General features: G+C 70.2%; 12 protein-coding genes. 7 read left to right on the plus strand and 5 right to left on the minus strand.

The window, feature by feature from the left end:
• Nucleotides 1–413: 413 nt before the first annotated feature.
• Nucleotides 414–4,148 carry a S8 family serine peptidase gene (locus ACFVH0_RS00605; RefSeq protein WP_385817246.1) on the plus strand — a complete coding sequence of 1,245 codons (3,735 nt, stop codon included), beginning with the start codon at nucleotides 414–416 and terminating at the stop codon, nucleotides 4,146–4,148.
• Between the two features lie 720 nt (nucleotides 4,149–4,868).
• Here ACFVH0_RS00605 and ACFVH0_RS00610 read toward each other — a convergent pair.
• Both ACFVH0_RS00610 and ACFVH0_RS00615 read right to left on the minus strand, forming a co-directional pair.
• Complete coding sequence (locus ACFVH0_RS00610) at nucleotides 4,869–5,150, minus strand: hypothetical protein (protein WP_385817247.1); 282 nt, start codon at nucleotides 5,148–5,150, stop codon at nucleotides 4,869–4,871.
• Between the two features lie 603 nt (nucleotides 5,151–5,753).
• Nucleotides 5,754–6,437 carry a GFA family protein gene (locus ACFVH0_RS00615; RefSeq protein ID WP_385817248.1) on the minus strand — a complete coding sequence of 228 codons (684 nt, stop codon included), beginning with the start codon at nucleotides 6,435–6,437 and terminating at the stop codon, nucleotides 5,754–5,756.
• 433 nt (nucleotides 6,438–6,870) lie between these two features.
• Here ACFVH0_RS00615 and ACFVH0_RS00620 point away from each other — a divergent pair, with 433 nt between their 5' ends.
• Nucleotides 6,871–8,733 carry an ABC transporter ATP-binding protein gene (locus tag ACFVH0_RS00620; protein WP_385817494.1) on the plus strand — a complete coding sequence of 621 codons (1,863 nt, stop codon included), beginning with the start codon at nucleotides 6,871–6,873 and terminating at the stop codon, nucleotides 8,731–8,733.
• Nucleotides 8,734–9,019: 286 nt separating this feature from the next.
• Here the strand turns inward: ACFVH0_RS00620 and ACFVH0_RS00625 are convergent, their stop codons facing one another.
• Nucleotides 9,020–10,018 carry a GDP-mannose 4,6-dehydratase gene (locus tag ACFVH0_RS00625; RefSeq protein WP_385817249.1) on the minus strand — a complete coding sequence of 333 codons (999 nt, stop codon included), beginning with the start codon at nucleotides 10,016–10,018 and terminating at the stop codon, nucleotides 9,020–9,022.
• On the minus strand, nucleotides 10,015–11,202 hold the full coding sequence (gene murG / locus ACFVH0_RS00630) for an undecaprenyldiphospho-muramoylpentapeptide beta-N-acetylglucosaminyltransferase (protein ID WP_385817250.1): 1,188 nt from the start codon (nucleotides 11,200–11,202) through the stop codon (nucleotides 10,015–10,017). Before murG ends, ACFVH0_RS00625 begins: the two co-directional genes overlap by 4 nt.
• Nucleotides 11,203–11,266: 64 nt before the next feature.
• Here murG and ACFVH0_RS00635 point away from each other — a divergent pair, with 64 nt between their 5' ends.
• Both ACFVH0_RS00635 and ACFVH0_RS00640 read left to right on the plus strand, forming a co-directional pair.
• On the plus strand, nucleotides 11,267–11,965 hold the full coding sequence (locus tag ACFVH0_RS00635) for a response regulator transcription factor (RefSeq protein WP_385817251.1): 699 nt from the start codon (nucleotides 11,267–11,269) through the stop codon (nucleotides 11,963–11,965).
• Nucleotides 11,962–13,365 (plus strand): sensor histidine kinase, encoded by a 1,404-nt coding sequence (locus ACFVH0_RS00640; protein ID WP_385817252.1) that lies wholly within the window; start codon nucleotides 11,962–11,964, stop codon nucleotides 13,363–13,365. The genes ACFVH0_RS00635 and ACFVH0_RS00640 overlap by 4 nt, the downstream gene beginning before the upstream one ends.
• 868 nt (nucleotides 13,366–14,233) lie before the next feature.
• On the opposite strand, the gene ACFVH0_RS00645 is transcribed toward ACFVH0_RS00640, so the two are convergent.
• Nucleotides 14,234–14,833, minus strand: a complete 600-nt coding sequence (locus ACFVH0_RS00645) for a GPP34 family phosphoprotein (RefSeq protein ID WP_385817253.1) — start codon at nucleotides 14,831–14,833, stop codon at nucleotides 14,234–14,236.
• 387 nt (nucleotides 14,834–15,220) lie between these two features.
• On the opposite strand from ACFVH0_RS00645, the gene ACFVH0_RS00650 reads away from it, so the two are divergent.
• The 3 genes from ACFVH0_RS00650 (at nucleotide 15,221) to ACFVH0_RS00660 (ending at nucleotide 18,154) form a co-directional block, all read left to right on the plus strand.
• Nucleotides 15,221–16,330, plus strand: a complete 1,110-nt coding sequence (locus ACFVH0_RS00650; RefSeq protein WP_385817254.1) for an ISL3 family transposase — start codon at nucleotides 15,221–15,223, stop codon at nucleotides 16,328–16,330.
• 196 nt (nucleotides 16,331–16,526) lie between these two features.
• Entirely contained in the window at nucleotides 16,527–17,015 is a 489-nt protein-coding gene (locus tag ACFVH0_RS00655) for a hypothetical protein (protein WP_385817495.1), read from the plus strand.
• Nucleotides 17,016–17,347: 332 nt separating this feature from the next.
• Nucleotides 17,348–18,154 (plus strand): SDR family oxidoreductase, encoded by an 807-nt coding sequence (locus ACFVH0_RS00660; protein WP_385817496.1) that lies wholly within the window; start codon nucleotides 17,348–17,350, stop codon nucleotides 18,152–18,154.
• The last annotated feature ends 34 nt before the right edge of the window (nucleotides 18,155–18,188 follow it).

Below are 18,188 nucleotides of genomic sequence, written 5' to 3' on the forward strand. Positions count from 1 at the left end.
GGATGCAGATGCCGGCACAGCCTCTGGTGATCACGAGGCATCGAGTCGCCGACCACCACAGAGATCGCCGATCTCCTCCAGGTGTGCGGTCGACCGGTGTACGGGCACCTCGACGAGGCCAAGACCGTGCCCCGCCGGCCCAAGAAGACCATCGTCACGAAGCAGGGCCGCGCAGGTTGTCGGCCTCCCCCTCGCCCGGAGGGCTTCGGCTGTCCGCCGACGCCGGTCGGAGCGCGGGGCCCTGAAGAACGCCTCACCCGAGCGAGTCCCGTGCTCCGCGGCCACAGGTGACGGATACCTGCCAAGTCGGTGATCCGTCAGGGCAGAGCGGTCGACACGCAGGTTGCCACCGCGAAAACTCTTCGCAGCACCCGGAACCACCCATTCGCCGGGTGCGTGGAGGAGAGTCATCCATGACCAGATCATCCGCGAGGCGGAGGTCCCGGCTGCTGGCCGCAGGGCTGTCGCTCGTACTGTTACCGGCCGGGCAGGCCGTAGCAGCCGGGGCGTCGGGGACGGCGGGGGCGGGCACCGACCGTGCCACCTCACCCGTGCACGCACCCAGCACCGCGAGAACCGTCACTCTGATCACCGGTGACCAGGTGACCGTGACCGACCTCGGCGCGGGCCGGAAGTCGGTCGCCGTGGAGCGTCCCGAGGGCGCGACCGGAGCGGTTCGCAGCGACATTTCCGACGGCCGGATCACCGTCATACCCGACGAGGCCCGGCCCTACCTCCAGGCAGGCGTCCTGGACGCCGAACTCTTCGACGTCACCGCTCTGATCGAGCAGGGGCTCGGCAGCCCGTCGACCGACGGCCTCCCACTCATCGTGACCTACACGAAGAACGCCCGCGGCGCGACGCCCCACGGAGCCCGCCAGGTCCGTGGTCTGCCCAGCGTGGGTGGTGCGGCCCTGGAGGCGTCGAAGTCCGGGGAGTTCTGGCGCACGGTGGCACCGGACATCACCTCCGGGGCGCGCAGCGCGGCTTCGGGCCGTGTGCGTCTGGCGGGCGGCGTCGAAAAGATCTGGCTGGACGCCCGCGTCGACACCGCGATGGAGTCCAGCAACGCCCAGATCGGTACCCCCGCCGCCTGGGAGGCCGGGCTGACCGGCAAGGGTGTCAAGGTCGCCGTCCTCGACACGGGTGTGGACCTGACCCATCCCGACCTCAAGGACCGGGTGAGCGAGACCAGGAGCTTCATCGAGGGGCAGGAGGTCGCCGACCGGAACGGGCACGGAACGCATGTGTCGTCCACGGTCGGTGGCAGTGGCGCGGCGTCCGACGGCAAGGAGAAGGGAGTCGCGCCCGGCGCCACGCTCGCCGTCGGCAAGGTTCTCAACAACCAGGGTTCCGGCACCGAGTCGCAGATCATCGCCGGAATGGAGTGGGCGGCCAAGGATGTCCACGCCAAGATCGTCTCCATGAGCCTCGGATCGTCGCAGGGCAGTGACGGCACCGACCCGATGGCCCAGGCGGTGAACACCCTTTCCAAGGACACGGGCGCCCTGTTCGTGATCGCGGCCGGCAATGCCTACTCCCCCGGCAGCATCGGTTCCCCCGGCGCGGCCGACTCCGCGTTGACGATCGGCGCGGTCGACTCCGCCGACCGGCGCGCCCCCTTCTCCAGCCAGGGTCCGCGCTTCGGCGACAACGCGCTGAAGCCCGACCTGTCCGCACCGGGCGTGGACATCCTCGCGGCCCGTTCGCAGCTCGTGAGCGGCAGCGGCCCGTACACATCAAAGAGCGGTACGTCCATGGCCACCCCGCATGTAGCGGGCGTGGCGGCGCTGCTCGCCGAGAAGCACCCCGACTGGGGCGGACAGCAGATCAAGGACGGGCTGATGAGCACGTCCAAGCAGATCAGCGGCACGTCGTACGAGGTGGGTGCGGGCCGGGTGGACGTCCCGTCCGCGATCGCCGCGCAGATCACCGCGACCGGCAGCGCCGACCTCGGCTTCTTCAGCTGGCCGTACGAGGGGAACAAGCCGGTCACGAAGACGCTGACCTACAGCAACGTCTCCGACCAGCCAGTCACCCTGGCGCTGGCCGTCGAGGGCGCTCCGAGCAACGTGGTCACCCTCGCCGACTCCACCCTCACCGTGCCGGCACACGGCACCGCGCAGACCGCGGTCACCGGTGACGGCACCGCCGCACCTGTCGGCGCCACCTCCGGCCGGATCGTCGCCAGGAACGGCGACACGGTCGTCGCGCACACGGCCTTCGGCCTGGCCAAGGAGGAAGAGCGCTACATCCTCACCGTCCACGTCAAGGACCGGGACGGCGCGGCGTCCGCCGCGAACCTGACCGTGAAGCAGCTGGCCAAGGACACAGACCCCCTCCCCGTCTCGGTCGGCGAATCCGGCACGCTCAAGCTGCGTCTGCCGCCCGGCATGTACACCCTGTCCAGCTTCCTCGACGTGCACGGCAGCAAGGGCAAGGACTCGCTCGGCCTCGGACTTCTCACCGAGCCCGAGGTCACCATGGACCGTGACCGCGAAGTCACCCTCGACGGGACGAAGTTGCGGGAGATCCGGGCCGAGGTGGGCCGGCGGAACCAGACCCGTCAGCTGATGATGAGGGTGAACCGGGCCGCGAACGGCGATTCCTTCACTCAGTCCGTGCAGGTCCCGCCGATGTACGACAGCATCTTCGCCGCGTCGACCCGCAAGCCCGCCACAGGCACGTTCGAGTACCGGACCATCTGGCGGCTCGGCAAGCCTCAGCTCGATGTCGAAGCAGGCGGCAAGCAGCTCGGCGAGACGACCGTGCAGTACGGATCGGACATGTTCACCGGGCAGAAGCGGATGGCCCTGGTGGACGCGGGCGCCGGATCCACCGCCGACTACACCGGCAAGGACGTGGCGGGCAAAGCGGTCGTCGTGCGCCGCACCGACGCGATCACGTCCGAAGCGCTGGCCCAGAATGCCCGTGACGCCGGCGCCAAGGCTCTGTTCGTCACCGACGAGGCTCCCGGACGGCTGATGGCCAACTTCAGCGGGGCCGACGGGGAGACTCGTCCCCTGTACAGCGCGACGGTGAACGCGCAGGACGGGGCGCGCCTGATCGAGTCCGCTCGGCTCGGCCGGGGTGTGGAACTGACCGGCACCGAGTTCACGCCGTATGTCTACGACCTCAGCAAGGGCTACCCGGGGGCGATCCCCGCCGATCTGACGTACAGGCCGGGCAAGAGAGAACTGGCCGTGGTCAACAACAAGTTCCACGCGCCGATGCCCGCCGACGGCGGCGAGTTCCGCTACTCGATCACCGACAGCTTCCCCTACGGCATCGGATTCCAGGAGAAGATCAAGTTCCCCGCGGAGCGCACCGACTACGTCAGCGCCGGCCCCGGCCAGGGCTGGCACGAGTCCATGTCCAGTGGTCCGGGTGCCCTGGAGGAGCGCAGTGGCGTCGTGCACTACCCCGGCGGTAAGCGCTCCGGAGTCGACTGGTTCAAGCCGGTCCTGCACCCGTGGCTGGGTACCGGTCTCGGCTGGGGCCAGCGGCGCGCGGGCAACGACCTGGAGTTCAACACGCCGGGCTGGGGCGACTCGGGACCGGACCACACCGGCTTCGGCGAGGTGTTCAACCAGAAGTCGCTGACCCAGTTCACCGAGGTGTACGTGGACGGGGTGCGGGTCGACCGGAAGCAGAGCTCGGGGGTGCACGCCCGGCGCGTCAAGCCGACCGAGCAGGACTTCAAGGTCGTCACCGACACCACGATGGACCCGGACGTCTGGCGGCTCTCCACGAAGGGCCACTCCGAATGGGTCTTCAAGTCGTCCGCCACGCCGGCCGACCGGTGGACGTATCTGCCGATGCTCAACCTCGGGTTCGACGTCGACACTGACCTGCACGGTGATGTGCGGGCCGGCAAGCGTCTCGATTTCGGGATCTTCTCCGAGTACGTCAAGGGCGCATCGGACACCGGGAAGATCACCGGCTCCACGCTGGAGGTCTCCTTCGACGACGGCGCGACATGGACATCCGTCGAACTCGACGGCGTGCGCGGCAAGTCCGCCGCCTGGGCCGGCGCGGTGCGGGTACCGAACGACGCTCAGTACATCTCCGTGCGGGCCTCGGCCGCCGACAACAAGGGCGGCTCGGTCAAGCAGGAGATCATCCGCGCGGTAGGCGTACGGAAGTAACCGACCGGGTGGGAGCCGCGCAGTCGGTGGCGCGGCTCCCACCTGCCGAGTGAGCGACGGGCGGACAGTGGCGGGAGATGCCGAAGGAGTTCGGTGCCTGGCCGACCGTCCACAACCGCATCCGACAGTGAAGGAACGCGGGGCTGGCCCACGTCGTGACCGCGCATTTTTCGCCTGGCACTCGGCTTGCCGGTCGACGGACCGTCCACCGCGAGAACCGGCGACGCGCTCAGCCACAGGGGTGGGGGGGGCCCCGGGGCACAGACCCGACCCCACCACAACGCCCGCGACGCCGAGGGGGCGCAACCCCCCCACCGCCCCCCCCCCCCCCGGGGGGGGCCCCCCCCCCGGCCCCCCCCCCCCCCACTCCCCCATCCGTCGAGGACATCGGGGGTCACACACCCCGCACGCCGGCAGCGGCCCGGTGATGGCGGGACACCTCGATCTCGTCGACCAGTGCGATCGCCGGGTCCGCGCACGAAATCCGGCCGGCCGGGGCAAGGGTCTCTCGTCGACCGACCGAGTCAGTGCCGCAGCAGGCAACGTTCGCCCTGCAGCTCGCGAAGCGACGGTCGGGGTCCGGTCCTGGCCGACGCGATCCCGGCAATGCGGAGGGTCGTCCGTTGCGGATGGACCGGATGGGGCGGTCGCAAGACCGGCGATGGACGGCTGTCGCCGGACGGACCGGAAAGATCAGCCGTACGGCGCTCCCGCGATCCCTCACCTTGGTCGCGGCGCGTCGAACTCTTTCCGCCTGCTGAGCGCGGCGATCCGCACGCGCCGGGCTCGGACCTGCGGCGAGGAGAAGGGGACGTGCCCGATGGCACGGCCGGTGGCGTCGAGGAGTCGGCCCATGCGTTTACGGGAGTGGAGGAAGCCGGTGCGGTCTCTGACCTTCAGGTGCGGGAAGCGTTCCGCGAGGTGCGCTTCGAATGGGTAGATGGCGTGCAGGCCGGGCAGCCAGACCATGACGAGGAGGTTGTCGGAGCCGCTGACGGACACGGCCAGGCGCACCTCTTCCCTTCGGGCCGACGCGTTGCCCGTGGCTTCGAGGTGGGTGTGCGGGACTGCGTGTGGTGGAGCACGACTGTCGAGAGCCCGGCGAGGGGGTGGGCCAGGTCGCAGCGCAAGGTGATGCCCCGGTCCCGGATCATCCGCTGGAGTCGGCGTCGGACGGTGTGTTCTCTCATGCCGGTCGCGGCGCCCAGGTCGGTGTAACCGAGCGTCCGTCGCGGCCGAAGGCTTCCAGGAGGGCCTGGTCCTCGGGCGGCGGCCGGTGGTGCATGTGAGCGCTGTACGCGGTCGGGCGTGAGATGCGCGGAGCGGAGAGTTCCGCGTGCCCGGAGGGCTCCATGGCCCGCATGCGCCAGTAGCCGCCTTCGCTGTACAGGGTGATGCCGAGGCGCGTGCGGGTGGACCGTACGCCTTTCAGGCCGCCGGTCAGGCCGTGCACCGAGCGGCCGAGGGCGGGCAGGTCGGCCGCGACGACCGACGCCAGGAGATCGAAATCGCCGGCCGTCTCGTCGGTCGCCGAAGATTCCCCCCGTACTCGGGCAGCCGGCCGCCCTTGGGGTCATAGACCCGGTCCGGTGACCGTCCGGAAGTTCAGGACGGCGGCAGGGTGGAGGGGACGGGCGGAAGCCACGCGGCGGTGTTGTGGCGAAAGCTGTGCCCGACGGGGGTGATCCCGGAGCCGTTGTCCAGGGCCGGGAGGCAGATCCCGAGGTACTCCTCACCGTCGGCCGCTGCCCCGAGCGGCGTGCTGCACACGGGGCAGGACCAGCGCTCCATCGTGGGCCAGGACCGGTACGAGCAGGGTGTCCCGGGCCCGGTCCAGCTGAAGGCGGTCCGACGGAACCCCACCCAGGCCATGAGCGGACCACCGGACAGGCGAGAGCAGTGAGGGCAGGCGCACACGTGGGGGTCGTGGGGCTCTCCGGTCGTTTCGAAGCGGATGTGTCCGCACAGGCATCCGCCGGTGAACACCTCTCGGGTGGGTGTTTCGTCGTTCGGCATGGGTTTCCTTGCTGTCGCGGCAGGGTTGTTGCGTGCGTCGGCTCGCCGCGGGCGGGCGGGGCGGCGGGCGGAGTCCGGGGCATGTGAGTGCGCCTCGGGGTCGGCAGCCTGGCACGCCTCCTTGGTGACCGTGGTGCGACCGCATTGAATCGGGCCATTGCCTCCGCCGTGACTCCGTGCGGCGCGCGCCGTCGCCGTGCAGCTGCTGCACGGTTCGGCCTGGTTTTCAGGTTGGCCGGAAACCCTCGGGGACGTGGCCGAGCGGGCGACCATCCATCGAACGAGGGCGTTTCAAATGCCCCGCACCGCATCCCCCGGCGCGAACCGCGATATTCGCACAAATGCCCAGAACCACCCTCGCCGTCACCCGTTACGGCGAGCCGCGAGCCACGTTTTTAGTGCACCAGTGCCACACCGACGCCCAGACGGAGGACGCCATGCACCCCGGCCCCGCCCCCACGAACCGGCCTCCCGGAATCGAACGGCCCAGCTCGATCACGCTCAACTTCGACAGCATCCGTACCGCAGCAGGCCTGGACAAGGGGTGGGAAGCGTGAGCGAGCCCGATGCCTCAGCCCGCAATGTGCCAGGACCGCGCACAACCCCTTCAAGGGACAACGCAGCCACAACTCCCGGCCGGCCGGAAGGTGCTACGAGCGGCTCCTCCTCCGAGACCGATCCCGCGGCCGACATCTCCGCCCCGCAGATGCGGTACGTCGATCTGACCGGCAGCCGTGAAGCGGCGGGGCGCTCCATCCGGATGCGCGACATGGCCCGGCGCCTGCCCCAGTTGGTGCGTCGCTCGCTGGCACTCGCCTGGCAGGTCGACCGGCGCGCGACCATCGGTCTCCTGCTGTGCCAGGCCATCGCCGGAGTGATGCAGGCCCTGGGCCTGGTCGCCATCGCGGGCACCTTGACGGCGCTGCTGAGCAGCGGAGACGTCTACCACCGCCTTCTGGAGGCGTGGCCGTCCGTGGCCCTGCTGGCGGGTGCCTCCGGTGTTCGTGCGCTCCTGGGAATCACTGTCAGCTGGCTGTCCTCCCGGCTGGGCCCGTTGATGTCGCGCGAGGCCGAGCAGATGCTGCTCACCGGCTGCGCCGGGGTGGAGCTGTGCGCCTACGACGAGCCCGACTTCAATCGCGACCGCGAGGCCGCCGACCGCGGGGCTCAGGTCACCGGGGATCTGATCGACGAGGGCCAGGACCTGATCGCGTCGAGTGCCAGTTTCCTCGCCGGGGCCGTCGTGCTGGCGGGTGTGCACTGGGTCCTCCTCCCGCTCCTGGTGGCGGCCAGTCTTCCGCAGGCCCTGGCCCAGGTCAGTGCCGCCCGGGTGCGGTACCTGGCGAATCTGCGCAGCAATGGCGACAACCGGATGCTGTCGGTGCTGCGTTGGCACATCTTCACAAAGGCGGCTGCCGATCAGATCCGCGCAGGCACCATGGCCGCGTTCCTGTCCGGCCGGTACCGGCAGACGGTCGCCCGGATCAATCGCGAGGACCGGGCCGCGGCCGACACGGGTGCCCGTATGTCTTTGGTCGGTGCGCTGTGTGGTGGCGTGGGGTCAGCGGTGGTGTGGTCGGCGGTCGTGTGGCTGCTGGCCAACGGCCGTATCAGTGTCGGGCACGCGGGGACGGCTGTCTTCGCTCTTCAGACGGTCGGGCAGTCGGTCCGGGGGCTTGTATCCGTCGGGGCGCGCGCCGTGCGCACGGGCCTGTACATGGATGACTGGAGCGGTTTTCTGGACAAGGCCGGCGGGTTCCGTCTGCGTCGGGGTTCGCACCGTCCGGAGGCGCCGCAGGAGATCGTGATCAAGTCGGTTACCCACCGCTACTCGGGCAAGGACGGCAACGCGCTGTCCGACGTGTCGCTCACCTTGCGCCGCGGCGAGGTCACCGCCCTGGTCGGTTTCAACGGGTCGGGCAAGTCGACTTTGTCGAAGCTGGTCAGCGGTCTGTACCTGCCTACCGGCGGACAGGTGCTGTGGGACGGCGTACCTACCGGCGACGCCGACCCCCAGGCGCTGTGGGAGCAGGTGGCCCTCGTACCGCAGGACTACGCCCACTGGCCGCTGACCGTGCGCGAGAACGTGACCCTGGGGCAGCCCACGGCTCGCGGTGACGTGGCAGTGCGTGAGGCGTGCGAGGCTGCCGGCGCCGATGAGGTCGTCGACGGGCTCGGCGCCGGGCTGGACACGCTCCTCGCCCGTGAATGGCTCAACGGGGAGGAGCTGAGCGGCGGTCAGTGGCAGCGCATCGCCCTGGCAAGGGCGTTCTTCCGGGAGGCCGGGCTGCTGGTTCTCGACGAGCCGACCGCGAATCTCGATCCTCGCGCGGAGTACCGGATCTTCCGGCGGCTGCGGGACCTGGCCCGGGACCGGGTGGTGTTGCTGGTGACCCACCGCATCACCAACGTTGCCGTGGCCGACCGGATCGTCGTGCTCGACGAAGGCAGAGTCGTTCAGGAGGGCACCTACCAGCAGCTCGCCCAACAGCCCGGACTTTTCCAGCAGTTGCTGTCCTACCAGGTCACGTCCGAGCCGGACGACGAGAAGGACGTGACGCGCACATGAGCGGCCCCAGTGCCCTTGCAGATGTCCGAGCCAGGCGTGAACTCGCCATCCCGCCAGGCTTCTTCTGACCCGATATCCGGATGAGCGGGGGGCCCGGCCTGGTCGCTGTCCGTCCTGGACAGTGTCGACAACCCGTGCAGTCGTGCCACGCTGCCCGGCCGCGTCACCTGCAGCACGGTCATCATCGACCGTGATCGACGCGCGCTGTCCATCGGCCACGGGGGCAACGGGATGAAGGAGAACACCCGGCGATTGCCCCGCCGGAAGCCGGCGGGGCAATCGGTGCTCAGACCTGATACCGCTCCGGTGCGAACAGTGCGAGGTTCTCGGTCACCCACTCCGATGTGCGCTTCAGTCCCTCTCCGAGGGGCGTTTCCGGCTGCCAGCCCGCCCACTCCCGCGCCCGGGAGTTGTCCGAGAGCAGCCGCTCCACCTCACTGCCCGACGGCCGCAGCCGCGCCGGGTCGACCACCACCGAAGCTTCCCGCCCCGAGGCCGTGATCAGCGCCTGTGCCAGATCACCGATCGAGATCTCCCGCCCGGAGCCCAGATTCACCACCTCGCCGAGCGCCCGGTCGCACCCGGCTACTGCCAAGAACCCCCGCGCTGTGTCCGTGACGTACGTGAAGTCCCGGGTCGGCGTGAGCGAGCCGAGCTTGATCTCCCTTGCACCGGAGTGCAGTTGGGCCAGGATCGTGGGGATCACGGCACGCGCGGACTGCCTGGGTCCGTACGTGTTGAAGGGCCGCACGACGGTGACCGGCAGGTCGAAGGCGTGCCGGTGCGAGAGTGCCGTCATATCGGCGCCGATCTTGGAGGCGGAGTAAGGGGACTGCGGCTGCAGTGGATGGGTCTCGTCGATCGGCACGGTCAGGGCGGTTCCGTACACCTCGCTCGTGGAGGTGTGGACGAGCCGTCGCACGGAGTGGCGTCGGCACGCCTCGGCGATGTTCTCGGTTCCGACCACGTTCGTCTGGACGTACGCGCCCGGCGAATCGTAGCTGTACGGAATCCCGATCAGGGCGGCGAGGTGGAACACGGTGTCGCAGCCGGCCACGGCGTCCGAGACGCGGCCCGCGTCGCGCACGTCGCCCGCGACCGTCTCCACCGAGGGGTGGGACATCAGATGGGCCAGGTTGCCCTTCTCGGCGTACGGCTTGTAGTGGACGAACGCCCTCACGTTCGCGCCGAGTTCGACGAGCAGATCGACGAGCGTCGATCCGATGAAGCCTTCGGCCCCGGTGACGAGGACGGTCCGGTTGTTCCAGTTCAGCTGGGACTTCATGCGGCGTTGTGCTCCTTGGTGTGCGGGGCGGGATGGGAGGTGTAGTCGGAGGCGAGTTCGAGGACCTTGGCGGCCAGCAGGTCGGCGGCCCTGGCATGGCTGCCCCGGTCTGCGGCTCCGCTCATCGCGGCGAGCCGGGCGGGGTCGGCGAGCAGGGGTTCCAGGAGCTCGGTGAGCCGGTCGGGGCTGGTGTCCGCGTCCGGCAGGAGCAGGCCGGCGCCGGCGTCCGAGAGCACCCGGGCGTTGTGCGTCTGGTGGTCGCCGGGCGCGTGCGGGTAGGGCACCAGAACGGCGGGTACCCCAGTCGCGGCGAGTTCGGCGACGGTCGCCGAACCTGCCCGGCACACCACCAGGTCGGCGGCGGCGTACGCGAGGTCCATCCGGTCCAAATACGGCACAGCCCGAGCCAGCCGGGGCGGCACCGAAGCAAGCCGGCGCCGGGTCTCGTCGAGCGCGGCCGGTCCCGTCTTGATCAGCAGATGTACGTCGTCACGCCCGCGCCAGCGGGTCGCCACCCCGAGCGCGGCCTCGGTGAGCCGGGCCGCGCCCAGGCTGCCACCGTTGAAGAGGACGAGGCGCGCACCGGGTGGCACCTGGAGGGCCTGCCGAGCCTCAGCCCGCATCGCGTTCCGGTCCAGGGCCGCGATCGCGGCAGCGATGGGCATCCCGGTGGTGACGGCGTCCTCGCCACCCGCCAGATGCGCACGGCTGCGGTCGAAAGCGACCGCGATATGCGGAGTGAGATGCGCAGCGAACTGGTTGGCACGGCCCGGCACCGCGTTCGATTCGTGGATGAGGCTCCGCATTCCGGCCATCCGGGCACCCACGATGACGGGCGCGCTCGGGTAACCGCCCATGCCGACGGCGACCTGGGCGCGCTGCGCCTTGAGGATGGCCCGGCACTGAGCGCTGGCCTTCAGCAGTGCGGCGGGCAGCAGGTACCGCTTGGCACCGAGAGAGGGATCGAAAGGGATCATGTCGACGGTGTGGAGACGGAACCCGGCACCGGGGATCAGCTCGGTCTCCAGTCCCCGCGTCGTACCGACGAAGGAGATCACCGCGTCCGGGACGGCCCGGCGCAGCGCCTCGGCAAGCGCGAGCCCCGGGTAGATGTGCCCGCCGGTGCCGCCCGCTCCGATGACCACGGAGAGTGGTGTGCGTACTGCTGACGATGGTGTGCGCATGGGGCAAGAGCTTCGTGGGGTGTCTTAAGAGGGTTCTAAGAGCCGGGTTTGGCACGCTTTACCCATGAGCATTTCGCGCACGGCCAGGATTCTCGTCGTCGATGACGAGCCAGAGGTGCGGGCAGCCATCGAGGACGGCCTCGCCGTGGAGGGGTACGAGGTGAGGGGCGCCTCCGACGGTCTGGCGGCGCTCTCCGAGGTGGCCCGCTGGCAGCCCGACGCGGTGGTGCTCGACGTGATGATGCCGGTCCTGGACGGCCTCGGGGTGTGCCGCCGGTTGCGGGCGGTGGGCGACCGCACCCCGCTCCTGGTCCTCACCGCCCTCGACTCGGTGAGCGAGCGCGTCGACGGCCTCGACGCGGGCGCCGACGATTACCTGGTCAAGCCCTTCGCCCTCGACGAACTCGTGGCCCGGGTCAGGGCGTTGCTACGCCGTTCGGCCCCCGAGCCCGCATCCGCGGCGGCGGAGCTCTCGTACGCGGACCTCACCGTCGACCCGGTGAGCCGCAGCGCCCGCCGGGGCGGGCGGGCGATCGACTTCACCCGCACCGAGTTCGCTCTGCTCGAACTGTTCCTGCGCCACCCCGGCCAGGTACTCCCCCGCGAACTCATCCTGGAACTCGTATGGGGCCAGGACTTCGGGCCCGACTCCAACTCCCTTGCCGTGTACGTCGGATACCTGCGTCGCAAACTGGAGGCGGACGGCGAGCCACGCCTGGTCCACACGGTGCACGGCGTCGGCTACCGCCTGGACGCGCTGTGAGCGCGGGGCGCGGCCGACCACGCGGAACCCGGCGCCTCGGCGCCCGCTGGCGCCGCCACCGCCCGCTGCGTACCCGCCTCGCGCTCTCCGCCTCGGCTGCGGTGGCCCTGGTCGCGGCCGGCGTCTGCGCGGGTGCGTTCTTCGTCATCCGCTACGAGCTCTACCATCAGCTCGAACTCAACCTCACCCAGGCGGCGACGCTGGCTACCCAGCAGAACCGTGGTGCCGCCCCCGGCGTGCTGTCCGGCGAGTGCCGTTTCCTGTCGGCTCCCGCCTGTACCCAGATCGTCCCGGCCTCCCCGGCCGAGGACCCTGATGCCCGCTACCTCCTGCCCGTGACCCAGTCGGTGCGCGAGGTCGCCTCGGGCGAACGGCGCCCGTACTACACCGACATCCGCCTCTCGGACGGCCACCCGGCCCGGATACTGACGACCACTTTCGGCAGTGACAAGGCGTTGCAGGTGGCGTTGCGCTCGGACACCGTGGACCGGGGCGTGCGCCAAGCCGCCTGGCTGCTCGGCGCCGTGGGTGCGGCAGGGATCGTGATGGCCGCCGTCCTCGGTTACTGGGTCTCGCGGACCGGCCTGGCCCCCGTCGCCCGCCTGACCGCCACCGCCGAGCGCATCGCAGCCACCGGCGACCCGAGCCACCGCATCGAACTTCCGCCGGGCCCGTCGGCCAAGGAGGACGAGGTCACCCGTCTCGCGGCGACCTTCAACATCATGCTCGGCGCACTGGAGCAGTCCGTGACGGCCCAGCGCCGGCTGGTCGCCGACGCCTCCCACGAGTTGCGCACCCCGCTCACGGCACTGCGTACCAACGCCGAACTCCTCGCCAGAGTGGATCGATTGACGACGCCCCAGCGGGATCGGGCCTCCGCCGCGCTCGGCCGGCAGATCCGCGAAGTGTCGGCTCTGGTCAACGACCTGATCGACCTGGCGAGGGACGAGGAACCCACCCCGCTGGTCGAGAACGTCCGGCTCGCTCCGCTGCTCGCGTACACGGTGGACAGGGCCCGCACGCACTGGCCGTCCACCCCCTTCCGACTGGACGTGGCCGATGACTCCACGACCCTGCCCGGCGTCCCTGCCCGCCTCGCTCGGCTCATCTCCAACCTCCTGGACAACGCTGCGAAGTTCAGCCCACCCGGCGCTCCCGTTGAAGTGGGTCTTTCCGTAGTCGAGTTGACGGTGCGGGATCACGGGCCCGGCATCGCGGAGGACGACCTTCCCCATGTCTTTGACCGCTTCTACCGCGCGGAACAGGCCCGTTCACTGCCCGGCTCGGGCCTCGGCCTCGCGATGGCACGCCAGATCGCCCGCGCCCACGGCGCCGACCTGACGGCACACCGGGCACCCGGCGGCGGCGCGTTGTTCCGGCTGGTCCTGCCACCGAAGTAACGAGGGCCCCGGTTCGCCCGCCGCCGGGCCGGAGTCCGGACGAAATGAAGACAAGGGCATCAACTGACTGCGGGGCTTCCCGGGCCGGGGTTCGCTCGTGTGGGGCGCCCGTACGCCCCGCCGATCTCATCCACTCCACCATCACCCAGGACGCCGGGCAGCCCTGACGGCTCACCTGTCTGCCCCACACCGGCGGGGCGGGCAGGACCAGAGGCCCCGGCGTAAACCCATCACCCCTGTGCCGGCGACAACGTATTACGGGGACAGCGGCCGAGTATGCGACGCCGTACACCTGGACCGCACAACCTGTCCGGGCTGCCGTACAGCGAGCTCCGCGCCCTCCTGGAGGCGCTCGGACTGGACGTGAGGCATGGGTCGACCCCCGCAGAGGTCGTCGGGCACGGCGAGCAGATGCTGGATGCCCCGGGCCGCGGGGCTGGAGGGTGTGCTCGCGAAGCGGCTTGCGCCGGTGCACGAACCCGGCGTCCTCTCCCCCGCGTGGATCAAGATCCTCACTCCCGGACCGTCGATGTGACCGAGGGCGGGTGGATGCCCGGCTGCGGCCGGCTCACCGGCCTGCCCGACGCCCTGCTGGAAGGAGAGACGCACGAAAGCCGTTCTTCGGTACGTGGGCAGTGTCCCGGGCACGCTGCTCCTTGTTCTCCAGGTCCGGATCCGGCCCCGGACCTGACGCAGCCGCCACTCGGACCACTGCACCACGGGGCCGGACGCGCTCCCACTTCCCGGTGCAGGCCACGCGGCCTACACCGGAACTGGTCCACGGACATGCCGTAGCGCCGCCCCAGCGGCCGTCCGACCGCTCACCGCCGCCGTCGGAGTCGACCGCGCCCCCGAGGGCGGGCCCGGTTCACGGTCCGCGCCAGAGGTTGGCGAAGGCCGCGTTCTCGATGGTCCGCCTCTGACGTACGGCCTCCAGCTCCATCACCGCGTCGTGGACGGCAGCCACCACGGTCGTCACCGCCTCGTCATCGAGGTCGTCCTCATCGTCGGATCGTTCGTCGTCGATGCCCACGACCGAGGCGAGGGCAGCCAGGACAGGTTCCTTCTCCTTCCAGCGGTCGGCCGCACGGCGGCGCGCGGGCGAATCGACCGGCTCCACGCGTTCCGAGCCGAAGGACAACCGGCCGCTCCGCTGCGGCTTCAGCTCACCCTGCTCCTCCAGGCCGGCCTGGTACGCGGCCGAGAGGTCTCGGCCCCGGCGCCACAGCCAGTCCTCGATCCGCTCGTAGGGCGCCTGCCGGGTGAGCCCTGCCGCAGCCTGGCCCATGAGCCGATCGTCCAGCGTCGGCGGTCCACCCGGCACGATGCGGTCGCCGTCCACGGCGACCGCCCCCGCACCGATGAGATCGATCAGCTCGGCTCCCGCGAGTGCGAGGGACAGATCTCCCTGACCCACGGAATGCTCCAGGTCCATGGCGATGATGAACAGGTCCTTCGCCGTGGTCATGAACGGCTCCCCTCGGAGACATCGACAAGCGTGCTCCCGCACGACCGGGCCCGCGTCCGGGACCGGCCCGGCAGCGGGGCAACTGTCACGACCAGTATCGCCCCGCCCCCGTGGCCGAAGCCCTTTCGCAGGACGGCGGGGTTCTGCCGACGACTGGATCCCCGAGGCGCGCCAGACGGTCCGGACAACTGACTCTGTCGCCGAGAGTCAGGTTCTGGCACAGATCTCGGGGAGTCGTCGCGGAGCGTTACTGCGTTGTTCGATTGTGAGGAGAAAGGCTCGCGTGAGACCGCGTACGCCTTGTCGTCTGGCAACAGGAATTGACGCATCCCTCAGGTGTCTGCTTGCCGCCGCTGTGGACCGTTGTGAGCAGTGATGATGCTGGTCATGCAGACCGACGCACCGTCCTGGGACTCGCTGGTTTTCGAGGGGATCGACGAGGTGGATATCGAGGCGGTTGCGGCCGCGTTCGGCACGGTCGAGGTGGTGGCGAGAGGCCGCGCCGCCGGGGCTGCGTGTCCGGACTGCGGCCGCTTCTCAGACCGATTCCACGACCGATACCAGCCCAGGCTGAAGGACTTTCTGCTCGCTGAACAGGGCTTTGTGATCCGGTTGACGGTCCGGCGTTTCATCTGTGGGGCGGCGGACGGTCCGCGCCGGACGTTCGCCGAGCCGTTCTCCCGGCTGACCGCCCCGTACGCACGGTTCACAACTCGGCTCAACCGCGCCCTGGAGCGAGTGGGGCTCGCACCGGCCGGACGGGCCGGCGCCCGCCCGGCCGGCCGGCCGGGCTTCGGCGCGGGACGGATGACCTTACTCCGGAGGGTCATGGTGCTGCCCGACCCTCAGTGCAGCACTCCGCGGGTACTGGGCGTGGACGACTTCGCGATCCGCCGCGGCCGGACCTACTCCACCGTCTTGACCAGCGGCGGAGATCATCGCGTGGTCGACGTGCTGCTGACGCGTGAAGCCGGGCCGCCGGCCGCCTGGCTGATCCGCCACCCCGGTGTGGAGATCATCTGCCGGGATCGGACGGGCGCCTATGCCGAGGGCGCCCGGCGCGGTGCCCCCGATGCTCTGCGGGTCGCTGACCGGTTCCATCTGTGGCAGGAACTCGGCCGGGCCGTGGAGACCTGCATCGCCGCCAACCGCGACTGCCTGCGCAACCCGTCGCCCAGCGGCACACTGTCGGAGACGCCCCGCCCGGACTTCTGGCCCGACGCGGAACCGCTCGGACCCCGTCGGCCGGCGGGCCGAGCGGAAGAAGGCAGCACACGCCCTGGTCCACGAGACGCTCGCCCAAGGCCACTCATGCCGTGCGATCGCCCGGCACCTGGGCTGGGGCCTCGACACCGTGCTCCGGTACACGAGCGCCGCACACTGGCAGGACACCATCCGCGAGAACAAGCCCCGGCCCAGCAGACTGGTCCCCTACAAGCCCTACCTGGGGCGGCGATTCACCGAGGGATGCACCAGCGTCACCCGACTGCACAGTGAGCTGGTTGCCCAGCAAGCTCCCATCACCTACTGCATGGTCCGCGCCCGCATCGCCACCTTGCGCGGCGCTCCGTCCGCCGCACCTCCACGGCCACCGACGGTGCGGCAGGTGACCGGTCGGCTCACCCGCCACCCCACCGCGCTGAGCGAGGACGACCGCGCTGGTGTGAAGGAGGTACTGGCCCGCTGCCCCGAACTGGAGGAGCGCGCCGAAGGCGCGGGACCGTTCACCACCCGGCTCGCCTGGCACCTTTCCGGCGGCGGCACCGCCGTGTGGGAGTCCCCGCTCGCGCGGCGGCGCGGAGTTCTCGCCGTCCGTCCCCCCGGTGCGACGGCCACTCGGCACACCCGTGCGGACGCCGTTGCCATCACCCGGCTGCGCAGACTCAGCGCAACCGCCGCGCTCGCCTTCGTCATCGGCGGGGCCCTCTTCGCGACCGGCTCGGCCGACGCCCGGTTCGGCGCCGGCGACGCCACCGAGTGCGCCCGCCCGCGCAACCTCGGCCGGTGGATCGTAGCCGTCAACCAGCTCGGCTCCGTCCTGTTCGTGGTCTCCGCAATCGCCGCCTTCACCCGCCCCGCCACCGGCAGCCCGGTCAACGCCGACATCGCCAACCGGGACACCCTCAAAGGCGCCCTGTGCTTCTGCCTCGCCGGCCTCCTCCAACTCGGCGAACACTCATAGGCAGGAACGGCTTCGGCAGGGAGGACGAGACACCCCGCGCCCTTGAGACCCGGAGGCTGTGTGCAACAACCCGCGCCCCGTGAGGGCTGTTCGTAACCCGACCGTGTGAGGTGCCCGGACGAATACAGCTGCGTTGCGCGCCGGTCTGTCCCGCCTGCGGCCGAGGGTGCTTTCGTCTGGGGACAGGGTGTGCGACGGCTCGTGAACCTGTCCTGTCGGGACGGCCTACGCCTGGTCTTCCCCAGGCGCACCCGCTCCCTGAGGGTGTGCCGTCCGAAATGCCGAGAGGAGAGATCGTGGTGGCAGGAAACTCCGGCGAGAACCGTGAGGCGATGTCCGCGCAGTTGCTCAGAGGCCAGAAGGCGCTGGTGACCGGTGCCAACTCGGGTATCGGCGAGGCGACTGCCATTGCTCTGGGCCGGGCCGGAGCGGACGTGGTGGTGAATTACGTCGTCGGCGCGGACGAGGCCGAGAAGGTCTGTGCGCAGATCGAGGGCTTCGGGGTTCGCGCCTACGCCCACGAGGCCGACGTGTCCAACGAGGACCAGGTGATCGCCATGGTCGCCCGGATGGTCGAGGAGTTCGGAACCATCGACATCCTGGTGGCCAACGCCGGCCTCCAGCGGGACTCGGCCGTGACGGAGATGACGCTCGCCCAGTGGCAGAAGGTCATCGACGTCAACCTGACCGGGCAGTTCCTCTGTGCTCGGGAGGCCGCCAAGGAGTTCATGCGGCGCGGCGTGGTGGAAGAAGTGTCCCGGTCGGCAGGGAAGATCATCTGCATGAGCTCGGTACACCAGATCATCCCCTGGTCGGGGCACGTGAACTACGCCTCCTCCAAGGGCGGTGTGGGGATGATGATGCAGACCCTCGCCCAGGAGCTGGCCCCCCATCGGATCAGGGTCAACGCGATTGCACCCGGTGCGATCCGTACGCCGATCAATCGCGACGCCTGGTCAACCCCCGAGGCCGAGGCCGACCTGCTGCGGCTGATTCCGTACCGCCGCGTGGGCGACCCGGAAGACATCGCCAACGCCGTCGTCGCCGTGTCCTCGGACCTGCTCGACTACGTCGTCGGCAGCACTCTCTACGTCGACGGTGGCATGACGCTCTTCCCCGGCTTCGCCACCGGAGGCTGATCCCCTGAGCAAAACCACGTGACGCGCCGCCGGG

This window comes from Streptomyces sp. NPDC127117, assembly GCF_042677325.1.
In the GTDB taxonomy this organism is placed as follows: domain Bacteria; phylum Actinomycetota; class Actinomycetes; order Streptomycetales; family Streptomycetaceae; genus Streptomyces.

What these genes read in the sequence shown, in the direction of transcription:
- ACFVH0_RS00605 (WP_385817246.1), top strand. Translation starts at nt 414, where the DNA reads ATGACCAGATCATCCGCGAGGCGGAGGTCCCGGCTGCTGGCCGCAGGG.
- ACFVH0_RS00615 (WP_385817248.1), bottom strand. Translation starts at nt 6,437, where the DNA reads ATGGTCGCCCGCTCGGCCACGTCCCCGAGGGTTTCCGGCCAACCTGAA.
- ACFVH0_RS00620 (WP_385817494.1), top strand. Translation starts at nt 6,871, where the DNA reads ATGCGGTACGTCGATCTGACCGGCAGCCGTGAAGCGGCGGGGCGCTCC.
- ACFVH0_RS00625 (WP_385817249.1), bottom strand. Translation starts at nt 10,018, where the DNA reads ATGAAGTCCCAGCTGAACTGGAACAACCGGACCGTCCTCGTCACCGGG.
- murG (WP_385817250.1), bottom strand. Translation starts at nt 11,202, where the DNA reads ATGCGCACACCATCGTCAGCAGTACGCACACCACTCTCCGTGGTCATC.
- ACFVH0_RS00635 (WP_385817251.1), top strand. Translation starts at nt 11,267, where the DNA reads ATGAGCATTTCGCGCACGGCCAGGATTCTCGTCGTCGATGACGAGCCA.
- ACFVH0_RS00645 (WP_385817253.1), bottom strand. Translation starts at nt 14,833, where the DNA reads ATGACCACGGCGAAGGACCTGTTCATCATCGCCATGGACCTGGAGCAT.
- ACFVH0_RS00650 (WP_385817254.1), top strand. Translation starts at nt 15,221, where the DNA reads ATGCAGACCGACGCACCGTCCTGGGACTCGCTGGTTTTCGAGGGGATC.
- ACFVH0_RS00660 (WP_385817496.1), top strand. Translation starts at nt 17,348, where the DNA reads ATGTCCGCGCAGTTGCTCAGAGGCCAGAAGGCGCTGGTGACCGGTGCC.